This window comes from Vibrio sp. YT-15 (assembly GCF_033337445.1).
In the GTDB taxonomy this organism is placed as follows: domain Bacteria; phylum Pseudomonadota; class Gammaproteobacteria; order Enterobacterales; family Vibrionaceae; genus Vibrio; species Vibrio alginolyticus.
This window is the reverse complement of sequence record NZ_JAWOQR010000001.1, coordinates 693,969-707,468: the sequence shown is the minus strand read 5'-3', so window position 1 is coordinate 707,468 and position 13,500 is coordinate 693,969. Positions and strand designations below refer to the sequence as shown.

Here is a 13,500-nt window from a genome sequence, read left to right as displayed (position 1 = left end):
ATAGCGTGCTGATGATCAGGTTTTTAACAATTGAGCAGAAAACAAACTAAAAAAGTACAGGTGAGATGGAAGCTATCTCTTATCGAGACGTGTTAATAAGAAAGGAGGTCAAAGTTTTTTGTATGAATTTCCTAATATCTTATTGTTTTTTAATAGCTTAATTTATTTTGATCTGTTTGAATGGAAACAAATGATTAAGCCAAAACTGATAATCATGCAGATCAAGGCACCCAAATAGACTTTATCGCTAATATTCAGCTATTTTGGTGTCAATTATCCTTATATCTTTCAAATTTTCCTTTTGCATACGAATGCTTAAAGGCTTTTTTATTAAATCGGAAGTAGATAACGAATAAGCCACTAGAAAGGTGTTTATCTAGTGGCTATAACAGTCATAAGCGCTCTATGAGTGCAACGATCAGGATAAAAGCGCAGGCAACGATAGCGAGATGGCAGGGATAAAGGTAATCAACATCAAGGCCACTATCATTGCTCCAATCCAGCCCATAATGGCTTTAGAGAGCGACTCTATCGGTACTTTGCCTACCTGACTTGCCATAAACAGGTTGGCACCCAGAGGAGGCGTAACAAAGCCAATGGCCAAGTTCACGATCATCACGATCCCAAAATGAACGGGGTCCATGCCGAGTGCTGACGTAATGGGTAACAGAATTGGCGTGAGAATAACAATGGCCGCCAGCGTTTCCATAAAGGTACCAACAAGCAACAACAGAACATTGATGCAAAGCAGTATCAGAAGTTTGTTTTCGGTAATCGATAGAATGAACTGAGCAATCTCGGTCGGTAGACGTTCTAGGGTCAATATACGACCAAACGTCACGGACGCACCCACAATGACGAGCACAGCGCCAACTAACAGTGACGACTCTAGAATGATTTTCACCACTTGCGCTGGTTTGAGCTCTTTATAAACAAACATGCCAAAGAACAAGCCATAGAGCACACCAATGGCGGCTGATTCGGTAGGCGTGAAAATGCCAGAATAGATACCGCCGAGAATGATCACGGGGAGTAGCATTGCCCAGCTGGCTTCTTTTAGCGCAGCAAGACGCTCTGCCCAGGTCGCTTTGCGCTCGTTACCTGTGTAGCTCCGCATTTTTGAGACAATTAGACAATAGCCGATCAATACCATACCGACGACCAAGCCAGGAATGATGCCCGCCATGAACATCTTAGTTACCGAGACTTCAGCTGTGATCGCGTAGACGATCATCACCACAGAGGGTGGAATAATGACCCCAATTCCGCCGGAAGAGGCTATCAAGGCACCGGCAAAGCTGCGGTCGTATCCTTTCTTCACCATAGATGGAATCATCGTCAGGCCGATAGCGGCAACAGTGGCAGACCCCGTACCAGAGATGGAAGCGAAGAACATGCACGCCACAATGGCGACGATGCCAAGCCCACCAGTAAAGTGGCCAAAGAAGACCTCCGCCACGTGTAATAATCGTTTTGAGATCCCTCCTTGGCTCATAAGGTTACCTGCCAAGGTAAATAGAACGACGGCGAGGAGAGGGAAAGAGTCGAGCCCTGTTACCATTCCTTGGACTAAAAACTCGATGTTAAGAAACGGCAGACTGAGTATCGCGACCATACTGGCTGCCGCCAGAGCAATACCGACCGGAACGCCAATGAGCAGAAGCAGACCAAAGCTGCCAAACAAAAGTGCAGATGTCATGCGTTAAACTCCAATAGTCGGTTAGAAGTACGATACTTTGCTTTGATATGGCGATAGCGTTGGCGAGAAAAGCGAACTCGTTCATTGCTGGTGGAGCACGCGTTCACACGTTGATAAATGCTTGTCACTAGGCGCGCGCAGCTTAATAGTGCGCAAACTAAAACAGAGGCATACAAACACGCAATAGGAATTTCCATTGCGGGTGCAATCTGACCGAGTTGCAGGCTGCGATTGATCACCTTAAATCCAAACCAGGCGACAGTGGCACTAAAGGCAAGGTAGATAAGATCAGAAACAATCAAACTGAATTGCGTCCAATTGCCCGGAAGTTTATCGATGAACACACGAATGCGGATGTGTCGATCATCTCGGATACAATAGCTGATGCTCAGGTACATCGCCCATACGAATAAATAACGTACCAGCTCTTCAGCCCACGCGATCGTTGCATCGAACAGGCGTAGTGCGATTTGCAAGCACAGTAAAGTTGTCATCGTCGAGATCGCGATAACGATAAGGGTAGGTTCTAGGTATTTGTCTAGTAAGCGAAACCACTTCATGTTCACCTCCAAAACGAGAAAGCACGACCTGTTGCCAGATCGTGCAAAAGAGTGGGAGTTATAGGCGTTCTATCTCGGCAATCACGTTGTCAAACAAGTCTTTACCCGTTTTACTGCGCAAGTCCTGGTACACGGCCGCATTCATTTTCTCTTTCATGATGCTGCGTACCTCGTCTGGGACGATGTTAACCGTCATGCCTTTTGCTTCGAGCTCTTTGATTACTTCTTGGTTTTGCTGCGCGGCGAGCTCACGCTGTTTTGCGATGGTTTCTTTGCTTACTTCACTGATCAGCGCCTGTTGCTCTGCAGGCAGTGAATCCCAAAACGATTTGTTCATGAACAGCACGTAGTTAGTGTAAATGTGGTTAGTCAAAGAGAGGTATTTCTGCGCTTCATAAAAGCGTTCGGCATAAATTGAATAGATGCCGCTTTCTTGAGCGTTAATCAGACCTTGTTGGAGCGAGGTAAAAATTTCTCCCCAAGACAGAGGTGTTGGCGCAGTACCAATAGATTTCCACGCGCTTATTTGAGTGGGGTTAGATGCCGAGCGAATCTTTAGCCCTTTCAGGTCCTCAATACTATCAATTGGCTGTTTGTTGTTGGTCACGCTACGAAAGCCGACCTCCATAAAGCCAAGTCCATGAAAGCCTTTTGATTCCATAGCATTCAACAATGGTTGTCCGATCTTCTCACTGTCGAGCGCTTTGTGTGCTTGCTCTTCGCTATCAAAAAGGTAGAACACGTCGAGCACGTTAAACTCTGGGACGTAGGGAGAGAGTAAAACTGACGCACCAAACGTCATTTGTAAGTTGCCTTGCTGTACGAGTTCAGTCGTCTCACGCACATCGCCTAGTTGTCTTGCCGGATAGATTTCAACTTCTATCTCACCGTTTGAGCGAGCTTCCACTTCTTGTTCGAAATAGAGCATTGCTTTGTGTACGGGAGAGGTTTCTTGACTGTCATGAGCAAGACGAATAACACTGGTTGCAAACGTATTCATACTGCTAAATGCAAGCCCCAGTGCGGTAAGTGAAGTAAGGATTGCTTTCTTCATCGTTCTTCCTTGTTTCTAGTATGACCTGCCATTGGCATTCGTCGGCAAGTCACACAACTTTTTATGTTTTTATAAATTAGTTGAGCAATTCATATCCATTTTGCATACGAATCCAAAATAAAACATTAAAGTAACAAGTCAATAACAAGATTGATGAATTGATGAGGAATTAAATAACGATTGGTGAAAATTTAATCGTGATCACAGAAAATGCCTTACTCGAAAGCAAGGCATTTTGTTTATGAAGAATGAATAAAAATGGATTTATTAAATGGTGCTACTACGTTCGATCAAGGTGCCTTGCTCGAAAAGGTATTCGCCAGTTGCATCCAGGTTGCCGTTGATTCGATTCATCAAGTCTTCAACCGCTCGTTTAACAATTTTGTCGACTGGTTGAGCAATGGTGGTCAAATCATAGCTCGGCCATGCAGACATCGGAATGTTATCTACACCCATCACAGAGAAGTCTTGGGGGATCTTTGCTCCGGCTTGTCGCAAGCCATCCATAACGCCCATTGCCAAAATGTCGTTTGCACAGAAAATCGCATCGGGTTTGCTAGTGTGCGACAAGATCGCTTTCGCCGCTTCTAAGCCTGCTTCAAAGCTGTACTTGGCTTGGATAAAGGTTGGTGACGGGGAGCCGAGTTCTTGCAATTTTGAAGAGAAACCCAGCCAACGCTCTTCACTGGTCATGGAGCCAGCATCGCCACTGATGTAAGCACACTGTTTTGCGCCTTTCTGCGTTAAATACTCGGCTGCTTGTTGGCCCGCCAAGCGGTTATCAATACCAGAGCTGTTGGCATTAATGCCTTCGGCGTAGCGGTTGATCAAGCTTAAGTGAACGCCAAACTTTTCGCATTGGGCAAACGCGCGTGAGGTTAAACGGCTGGTGGCGATAACGAGTCCGTCCACTTGGTATTCAATGGCGCGTGAAATGGCGAGATCGAGGTCGTCCTTGTCGATAGGGCAAAGCACAACTTGTCCGCCTCGCTTTTGAATTTCGACAGCCAAAGCACGAGATTGCATGTCGTACATTGGGTTTGATTCGCTATCTAACGCAATCGCCACTAAGCCTGAACGATTCGAAATCAGACCTCGGGCGATGGCATTCGGTGTGTATCCGAGCTTAGCTGCGGCATCCATCACCATTTTGCGTTTCTTCTCGCTAATACTCGCAGTCGGGCTGAATGCTCTAGATACCGTCGATTGAGAGACGCCGAGCATCTTCGCGACGTCGATCGAAGTTACTTTCGCTTTAATGGTGATACTCCTTATTTAAGGCCATTGAACCTGCTCATACGTGCTGAGTGTATGGGCTAGGGGATTTCTGTGTCTAGAGCATTACATTGATAAGGCGTAAATATCAGAGAAAACTCAAGAATTCATCACATTTCTCTCTTGTTTGAAGCCATCAATGATCATTTTGTGTTCAGACCCAACACAAAAGAAGCTAACGCCGAGTTCACGCCATTCCCGAGCTTGTTGAGCCGTCGCGACAAACATGCCAACAGGTTTATTGGCGGCTCTGGCCGCTTCGATTACTCGCATACTTGCTTGTGCGACTTTCTCATCATGAACGCTATCAGCACCATAAGCGACAGTGAGATCAACTTGGCCAATGAAGAGCGCATCAATACCTTCAACATTGGCAATCGCTTCAACATTTTCGACCCCTTGAGGGTCTTCAATTTGTGCAATGGCAATCGTATTCGCACGGCTGTCTTTTAAGTGTTCAACCATGGGCTTAGTGGCGTATTGCGCTGCTCGACTGGAACCAGCATACCCTCGGCCACCTTCGCCGTAATGGCAGATTTTCGCCAGTTGCGTCGCTTGCTCAGCAGTACAAACATGGGGAATTTGTACACCCGCCGCGCCACAGTCAAGCGCGTTCAAAATGGTTGAAGGGGCGCTGTCTTGTACTCGTACCACGCACGCGAGGTCATTCGCTCTGGCCGCCATGATGCACAGATCAAGCGAGGAACGATCGAAAGGTGCGTGCTCTGCATCCAGTACCACAAAAGGCAACTCTGCCAGTGCCAATACTTCGATAATGTGAGGGTGAGGGGTTTTAACAAATGTACCTAATATCGTTTCTTGATTCAGACGTTGTTTAAAATTGCTCATGATTCTCTCCTTTGCAAAGGTATGCAAAAACTAACATGTAGAAATGTAAATGATGAGTAAAAATGATGTGATCTGAAACTCATTTTTGATTAAAAATTAAACTTAATTAAGGTCCTTATTACTTGCTTTTATTTGTTTAAACTAATAAATACAAAGGCTTAAGGAATGTTTTTGTGGTTTGTTGACTTAACTTGTCAAATGTTAATTAAGTGTTTAATCTGATTTTGCATTCGTATCCAAAAGCATAAAAATAACCGTTCGTCAGCCTCAATGTTCAAGGAGAAAACCAATGGCACGCATTTTAAAAAACGGAATCACTGAAGAAGCATCAGCATCAAACGACGCAAAAGTGCGTCAGATTGTTGAAAGCATTCTTGCTGATATTGAATCGAAAGGTGATAGCGCTGTACGTGAGTTGTCTGAAAAGTTTGATAACTGGTCGCCGGAGCAATTCCGCCTGTCAGAAGAGCAGATCCAAGCCTGTGTGGATGCGCTTGATGAATCGACTCGTCATGATATCGAGTTCGCTCAGCAACAAGTTCGAAACTTTGCTCAAATTCAACGTGACTCAATGAAAGACGTCGAAGTAGAAACCATGCCTGGTGTGGTACTGGGGCATAAAAATATTCCAGTCAACAGCGTGGGTTGTTACATCCCTGGCGGTAAATACCCATTGGTTGCATCCGCTCACATGAGTGTACTGACGGCGAAAGTCGCGGGCGTAAAACGTGTTATTGCTTGTGCACCACCGTTTAATGGCCAGCCGAATGTGGCGATTGTCGCTGCGATGGCAATGGCGGGTGCGGATGAAATCTATTGCTTCGGTGGTGTTCAGGCGGTAGGTGCAATGGCTCTTGGCACGGAGACTATTGCGCCAGTCGATATGATTGTAGGGCCGGGTAACGCATTTGTAGCAGAGGCAAAACGTCAGTTGTTTGGTCGCGTTGGTATCGATTTGTTTGCAGGGCCAACGGAAACCTTGGTCATTGCTGATGAGAAAGGCTGTGACCCGGAATTGGCTGCGGCCGACTTGCTTGGTCAGGCTGAGCATGGTTACAACTCTCCCGCTGTATTGTTGACCAATAGCGAAACATTTGCGCAACAGACCATCAAAGAGATTGAACGTCAGCTAACCATTCTCCCAACGGCTGAAGTTGCGGGTAAAGCGTGGGCAGATTACGGACAAGTGATTGTGTGTGATAGCTACGAAGAAATGGTGGAAGTGGCAGACGATATTGCGTCTGAACACGTTCAAGTTATGACCGAAGATCCTAAATACTTCCTAGATAACATGACCAACTACGGTGCCTTGTTCCTAGGTCGTGAAACCAACGTTTCTTACGGCGATAAATGTATTGGTACCAACCATACACTGCCAACGAAGAAAGCGGCGCGATACACCGGTGGTCTTTGGGTAGGTAAATTTATCAAGACCTGTACTTACCAGCGTGTAACGGAAGCTGCGTCGCTAAAAGTCGGTGAGTACTGCTCTCGCTTGTGTGCACTCGAAGGTTTCGCAGGTCACAAAGAGCAAGCGGATATTCGTGTACGCCGTTACAAAGGCAAAGTGGAAGAGGCGTAATATGTCGAAACTTGCCTTAGTCACAGGCGGCAGTGGCGGACTGGGTGCCGCCATTTGTCGCAAGCTAGCTGAATCGGGATATCGCGTAATTCTGACTTACAACAGTAATCAGAAAGCGGCCGAGGATGTGCTTTCCTCGCTGCCACGTAACGAGCATCTAGCATTCAAATTGAACGTGGCAGATTCTAGTGCGATTGAACAGCTTAAATATCAAGTCAGTGAAATAAGCGACAAGCTGGATCTGTTGGTCAACTGTGCGGGGATGACGAAATTCGTCGCGCACTCTGATTTGCAAAGTTTAGATGACCAGCTGTTTGACCAAATTTTCCAAGTGAACGTCCGTGCGCCTTTTGCCATGGTTCGAGCGTTTGAGCCTTGGCTTAAGCAAGCCAATGGTTGTGTGGTTAACATTACTTCTATCGCGGCACAGACTGCGATGGGGAGCAACATTGCTTACTGTGCAAGTAAATCTGCCGCGGAGAACATGACCCGTTCTTTAGCTCGCGCTCTGTCTCCCGAGGTTCGAGTTCTGGCTGTTGCTCCAGGGCTTGTCGACACTGAGTTTGTCAAAGGCTTGGATGACGCATGGCGTAATCAACAAGAACAATCCACACCGCTTAAGCGTTTAGCCAATGACGAAGAAGTCGCTCAAGCCGTGTACGCCGCAGCAGAAGTTTTGACCTTCTCGACAGGCAATACCATCGCGGTTGATGGTGGGCGACCTTTAGGTCTGTAACACACTTTCGGTCTGTAACTAACTTTAGGCTTGTAACTAACAATTCAAAGGCTAGGTCCAAACAAGGACAACAAGGATTTACAATGACTCTACAATCTAAAATGAATAATAACCTGGTCCGCTACATGGAACTGATTCCGGGTACGAGTGCGTTTATTGATGCGCGCACGCCAGGCAGTGATCTCAAAGATAACTTTTGTATTATCGGTGCAGGGGTGGCAGAGAGCAGTCGTCAGCATGTTCATATTCGCGATACGGCGGGCTTTAATATTGGTGCTGCAGGCCAACCGCCGGGCATCAAAAATTCGTTACATTCTCATCGCACCGCTGAGCTTTTCTTGGTGTTCAAAGGTCAGTTCCGTTTTTATTGGGGGAACGATGGAGAGCATGAGGCGGTGTTGTCTCACGGTGACGTCATCTCGATTCCAACCAATCTCTTCCGTGGATTTGAAGTGGTTGGCCGCGATTACGGCTTTATGTTCTCGGTACTTGGCGGCGACGATTCAGGTGGCGGCGTTATTTGGCATCCAAACGTTATTAAAGACAGTCAAGGTTATGGTTTATACCTCAAAGCCGATGGCACACTCGTGGACACCATTAATGGCGACCCGGTGCCACAAGAATCAGAATTGATGCCGCTGCTTACCGAAGAAGAGCTCGCGACCTTCGATACCTACACCGCAGAAGAGATGATGCCATTTGTCGCTCTGCAAAAAGATTATCGTGAAATCAAAGGCGAATTCAGCGGAAGCAACGTGAAACAATACGCCTTAACGGGTCACCCTTTGGCGAGTTATGACTTCCAAGTAAAGAGTGAAGATGAAGTGAGCATCATGGCTTATGAGCTTTCTGAAGGTGGCTCGATTCCTCAACACTGCCGAGAAGAAAAACAAGTACTTATCAACTTTGATGGCGATACAGAGGTGGTCCTCACGCATCAAGGCGAACAAGCTAATGTTGTTTTAACACGCGGTGATGTGCTGAATGTTCCAGAAGGTGCGTCTTATTCACTGACGAACTTGCGTGGTAATAGTTTGACGTATTGCATTCTTGGGTCTGATCAACCAAAGCCGCTGGCAGGAGAATAAAATGACACAACCCACCTCGTTAGTTTGGCTACCCGGACTACTTTGTGATGGCACATTGTTTGAGGAAGTCAACCGAGCGTTGCCAAGTTGGGTTGAGCCTTCATGCCCGACGCTGGCTTCATTGCCGTCAATGGAACAGCTGGCGCAGAGAGTGTTGCAAGACGCACCGCAGGAGTTTGTCTTGGGTGGCTTATCAATGGGTGGGATTCTTGCCTTTGAGGTGTACCGCCAAGCGCCAGATAGAGTCAGAGGTTTGGTGCTAATGGACACCAACGCGGCGGATGAAAAGCCAGAGGTGACACAAAAGCGCGACGCACTGGTTAGTCGAGCGTTAAGTGGTGAATTTGAAAGCATTACGCCTGATACTCTAATGCCAGTGCTGATTCATCCAACCCGTTTGCAAGACAAAGCGTTAACTGAGCGTATAGAAGGCATGGCGATCAATGTAGGTTTGGAGGCATTTGAAGCACATGCTAAAGCGTTAGCAACTCGCCCGGATGCTCGACCTTTATTGGCGGACATTCAAGCTCCTACGTTGGTGATAACAGGTAAAGAAGATAAGCTTTGTCCGCTAGACAATCATCTGCTCATGGAGAGATGCATCCCAAACGTCACGCTTCATGTTATCCCTGAGTGTGGGCATCTATCTACGCTTGAGCAGCCTTTAATTATTAGTGAAGTGATGACTACTTGGCTTCAAGATAACTTTGCTTAGTGTTGATAAGAACTTCATCACTCACCACCTTAAGGTTACTTGGGTATAGGTGGTGAGCGATGAGTATTATCAGAAGTAGTAGCGAATACCTGCCGCGAATTGATCATCACGGTTTTCGAATTTGCTGCCATCGTACTGATCTTTACCTAGGTCGAACTGGTATTCAGTCCAAACTAGGAATTTGTTCTTCTGGAAGTGGTATTCAAGACCAGGAATCAGCAAGTTACGCTCGTAGCCTTGTGTCTCGTCACCGCGATCTTCCATGTAGTTGTAGTTCAACGTTGGGCGTAGGCCGTTATCGAAGTGGTAGTAAGTGTAGATTTCGCCACCTAGGGTATCGAACATTACGTCCGTACCGCCTTGGCTCACTGCTTCCCAGTTTTCGCCAACGTGGAAAGTCGCACCCGCGTAGAAGCCACCGTTGCTGTAGTTTGCGCCCAATAGCATGATGCGCATGTTGTCGCCGTTTTCTACGCCAACCACGCTTGCGTCTAGATCCGCAACTTCATTTTGATGGTAAGCCGCACCCAGTGTTACGCCATCAACGGGTTTGTAAGTGATAGACGCACCCATGCCGTTTTTCAGTGAGGCTGTCGCATTGCTTGCTAGAGCAACATCTTCACGCGTGGTTTGGTAAGTAAAGCCGTAGCTCACTTTTTCATTGATTGAATTACGGTACGTAATTGAGTTTTCTGCACGACCCGCGCCGGATGCGATACCCCAGTCAGCTAGGTTGTAAACACCTGAGCCACGAGTACCGAATACACGACCTAAATCGGTGTACCATGCTACGTCGTAGAAGGTAGACCACTGCTTAGTACCCGCAGCAATCTTGCCGTATTTTTCGTGATCAACACCTGCGTATAGCAAGCGGTCGTAAATGTTGTCACCGTTCGCGCCAGAGTTGTAGCCCCATTCCGCGTGACCGAAACCAGTCCAGCCGTTATCTAGGCCCATTTGGCCTTTCAAACCGAAACGTGAGCTGCCGCTGTTCCATTCACCGTTGTCATCACCGCCACGGTCTTGGTAGCGAAGATCGAAACGGCCATCGATGGTTAGGCTGTCGCCAGCGTCATTAACAAAAGTGTGTGCAGCAAAGGCTGAGCTAGAAGTAAGCGCTGCTAGAATCACTGCAGAAAGGGTCGACTTTTTCATCATCAATCTCATTATTCAGGGCGCAGAAAGCCACCGTGCGTTCATGCCCGTTTTGAATAAGGGTTCTATCTTGAGGTTGTGCCCCATCCTTGAGGCACGAGTTGGGAGCATGTCGCCTGAACCGAGAGGGTATTCAGGCAACATAAAGGCGGGTTGACAATCCGCCCCTAGGACTTCTTATAGAGAAGGGTTTAGGATCTGTTGAGTACGCTCGAACACGTCTAGACCTTGCTGTTTTAGCCAGTAAGGAAGGTCGATCAGTACCCAGTTCTCAGATAGCTTGTCGCCGTCACGGTAGTAAACGTCAACCACTTGCATGTCTGCACGTACTTCACCACCTGTCATACCCAGGAAACCACCGATTGGCGTGTTAGATAGGTTTGGCCAGCCAAAGAAACAAGAGAAGTTACCTTCTGCGAAACGACATACGTGGCCGTTAAACTTCTTGTCTTTCAGATTGTTACGGAACGGCAATTGGTGTTGCTGTTGGTAACGAGGGATTGTGTAAGACGCACCGATACCACATGGACCGTACCAGATCATGTCTTTAGACCAGCTCTTCTCAAGAACTTCTGGTGGGCAACCCATAGCGCCGCTGTCGTTTAGTGCAGATAGGTCATCAACCATCTTGTTCACTAGTGCTAGTGTTGCTACGCCTTCTTCTGGTGCTGCGTCTTCGAACAGTAGACCGTCGTGGTTACGAGGACCAGGGTATACGAAGTGCTTACCTGTTGATGGTGGTAGTGGGTAACAACCCGCTTGGTCCATCGCGCCTAGAAGATCTAGGAATAGGCCAGTCTTAGTGATCTTGCCGTTTTCAACACAGTTAAATTCTGCGTAGCGGATGTTCATGATCTTGCCAGTTGGGCGCATGCCTAGGTATTCAGCGTCGAATAGACCCATGAAGTGACCCATGCTCATTACCCAGATTTCACCTGATGTTACTTCGTTCTCACCACCGATGAAGATGTCTTGACGACGCTGCATGCGAGTCATTGATTTCATCAAAGGAGCCCAGAAAACGTCAGCTGCTGCTTGAGCGCCTTGTTGCTCACGGAATGGGTAAACACCACGCCATAGGTAATCTTCTGAAGTGTGTGCTTTTAGTACTTCTGCCACGTTCTCGTGAGTTGCGTTTTCCATTGCGCTGAAGTATTCACGTACAACGCGTTTCGCTTCTTGATATTTAGACATAATAAACTCTCTTATTTGCTGTCGAGTCGGCTTTGGGAACAGGACTCGAAATTAAGTTTTTTCATCCGGCTGGGAGCCAGCCGGAGTTTTTGAAATTCAGTTACGCTTTTGCTGCTTCGGCTTTTTTGCTCTTATCGAACACGCCACCTTTTAGTGTCTCTGGCAGTGACAGCCATAGAAGACCAGCAAGGATCCATACGATTGGTGAACCCCACATCGCGGTTTGTAGATCGGTACGTTCTTGGATGAAGATAAGTACCATTGGTGCCCACATACCGAGGATACGACCGCCGTGGAATAGCGCTGCGCCGTAACTACGTAGGTGTGCTGGGAACAGTTCTGAGAAGTAACCACCCCATACCGCTGAAGAAGACAGGCCGAAGTTGTAAATCAGGCCAAGTAGAGCCAGCATGTTTAGGCCGCCAATCACCATGTCGCCAGGTGCAACAAAGAAGATTGAAACCATGATGCCCGCTAGGATGAAGCCAAACGCGTTCACCTTACGACCGAATTTGTCAGCTACCCAACCCCAGAACCACGCACCAAACAGTGAACCAAATGCTGAGATAGAGAAGATGAGACCGATGGTTGCACCGTCGAACATACGTACATCACGTAGGTATGTGGTTACGAAGCCACCAAAGAATTGGAAACCGTAGAAGTTAAGGCCAGCCAGTAATAGACACGTTAGTGTGATCTTACGGTAAGGCTTGCTTAGCATTTCGCCCCAAGAGCCTTTTTTCGCTGGTGCATTTGATTCTTCTACTTTTGCTTGCTCTTCTTCACCGTAAGCGATCACTTTGCTGTCGCTAGGTAGTACAAAGATCATGACCACAGCGGCTGCCAATGGTGGGATACCACCTACAAGCATTAGGCTTTCCCATGGTGCATCAATGCTTGCAATAAATGCTGCATACGCACCCATTACCATCAGTGCTACAGAGAACATAGAAGACGCGAATGCCGTCAACTTACCACGTACCGTTGGCGTAAATAGGCCGATCATCAGGCTCACTGCTACGGTGAAGTAACCACCCAGTGACAAACCGATGATGAAACGCATTGCTGCCCATGTTGTGTAGTCGGTGAACATCATATTGATGATCGTTGCGCCACCGTTTAGGGCTGTGATGGTAATAAGAGTGGATTTCTTACCAAATTTTGTTGCGAACCAAGCACAGCTCAATGCACCGATAAGTGCACCAACCGACTGCCATGTATAGAACTGGGCAGTGTCTGACAGGCTAATACCATCATACGCTTCAACGATGTATGGGCGTACGTAGTCAATAATTACAAAGTTATAACAATAGAAAAAGTAACCAACCAGTATCGCTAGATAGGCAGCTACCCTTTGAATCATAGGAACTTCGCTCATGTGTCTTTTGGCATTCATGACCGATAAACCTCTATTTCACTTAGGATTTGTTGCTATTCAAACTTAATGAACACGATCTTATTTGGATCATCTTCGATTTCGTGTCGGTGTGAATCATAGTTTTTTTAAGGTTATTAGATCCGTGATCAAAATCAATTTTAAAATGAATGCGTACCCATTATTTGGTTTTTAGTGATAAGGATCTCACTAATTGG

Annotated in this window: 12 protein-coding genes; 4 read left to right on the top strand and 8 right to left on the bottom strand. The window is 46.9% G+C overall.

The annotated features are described in order from the left end of the window. Window positions 1-418: 418 nt before the first annotated feature. The 5 genes from R7D93_RS03050 to R7D93_RS03030 form a co-directional block, all read right to left on the bottom strand. Window positions 419-1,699 (bottom strand): TRAP transporter large permease, encoded by a 1,281-nt coding sequence (locus tag R7D93_RS03050; protein ID WP_213986925.1) that lies wholly within the window; start codon window positions 1,697-1,699, stop codon window positions 419-421. Next, window positions 1,696-2,259, bottom strand: coding sequence for a TRAP transporter small permease (locus tag R7D93_RS03045; RefSeq protein ID WP_167415826.1), 564 nt, complete (start codon window positions 2,257-2,259; stop codon window positions 1,696-1,698). The genes R7D93_RS03050 and R7D93_RS03045 overlap by 4 nt, the downstream gene beginning before the upstream one ends. 58 nt (window positions 2,260-2,317) lie before the next feature. Continuing rightward, window positions 2,318-3,313: a TRAP transporter substrate-binding protein gene (locus R7D93_RS03040; RefSeq protein WP_167415827.1), complete on the bottom strand. Its 996-nt coding sequence runs from the start codon at window positions 3,311-3,313 to the stop codon at window positions 2,318-2,320. Between the two features lie 267 nt (window positions 3,314-3,580). Continuing rightward, window positions 3,581-4,537, bottom strand: a complete 957-nt coding sequence (locus R7D93_RS03035; protein WP_025768661.1) for a LacI family DNA-binding transcriptional regulator — start codon at window positions 4,535-4,537, stop codon at window positions 3,581-3,583. Window positions 4,538-4,687: 150 nt separating this feature from the next. Next, window positions 4,688-5,437, bottom strand: a complete 750-nt coding sequence (locus tag R7D93_RS03030) for an HpcH/HpaI aldolase family protein (protein ID WP_213867923.1) — start codon at window positions 5,435-5,437, stop codon at window positions 4,688-4,690. A 289-nt stretch (window positions 5,438-5,726) separates the two neighbouring features. On the opposite strand from R7D93_RS03030, the gene hisD reads away from it, so the two are divergent. The 4 genes from hisD (at window position 5,727) to R7D93_RS03010 (ending at window position 9,558) form a co-directional block, all read left to right on the top strand. After that, window positions 5,727-7,019 (top strand): histidinol dehydrogenase, encoded by a 1,293-nt coding sequence (hisD, locus tag R7D93_RS03025; protein WP_213867922.1) that lies wholly within the window; start codon window positions 5,727-5,729, stop codon window positions 7,017-7,019. Window position 7,020: 1 nt separating this feature from the next. Beyond that, on the top strand, window positions 7,021-7,755 hold the full coding sequence (locus R7D93_RS03020; protein ID WP_017634483.1) for an SDR family NAD(P)-dependent oxidoreductase: 735 nt from the start codon (window positions 7,021-7,023) through the stop codon (window positions 7,753-7,755). 83 nt (window positions 7,756-7,838) lie between these two features. Beyond that, the gene (locus R7D93_RS03015) at window positions 7,839-8,843 is read left to right on the top strand and encodes a cupin domain-containing protein (RefSeq protein ID WP_213867921.1); all 1,005 of its coding nucleotides are present in this window, start codon (window positions 7,839-7,841) and stop codon (window positions 8,841-8,843) included. Between the two features lies 1 nt (window position 8,844). Next, a complete protein-coding gene (locus R7D93_RS03010) occupies window positions 8,845-9,558 on the top strand; it encodes an alpha/beta fold hydrolase (protein ID WP_047102419.1) in 714 nt (237 codons plus the stop codon). A gap of 69 nt (window positions 9,559-9,627) precedes the next feature. Here the strand turns inward: R7D93_RS03010 and R7D93_RS03005 are convergent, their stop codons facing one another. From R7D93_RS03005 to R7D93_RS02995, 3 genes are all read right to left on the bottom strand, one after another. Next, on the bottom strand, window positions 9,628-10,713 hold the full coding sequence (locus R7D93_RS03005) for a porin (RefSeq protein WP_017634480.1): 1,086 nt from the start codon (window positions 10,711-10,713) through the stop codon (window positions 9,628-9,630). 177 nt (window positions 10,714-10,890) lie between these two features. After that, window positions 10,891-11,907 carry a nuclear transport factor 2 family protein gene (locus R7D93_RS03000; RefSeq protein WP_005374772.1) on the bottom strand — a complete coding sequence of 339 codons (1,017 nt, stop codon included), beginning with the start codon at window positions 11,905-11,907 and terminating at the stop codon, window positions 10,891-10,893. Between the two features lie 100 nt (window positions 11,908-12,007). Then, entirely contained in the window at window positions 12,008-13,303 is a 1,296-nt protein-coding gene (locus R7D93_RS02995; RefSeq protein WP_039840592.1) for an MFS transporter, read from the bottom strand. Window positions 13,304-13,500 lie beyond the last annotated feature (197 nt).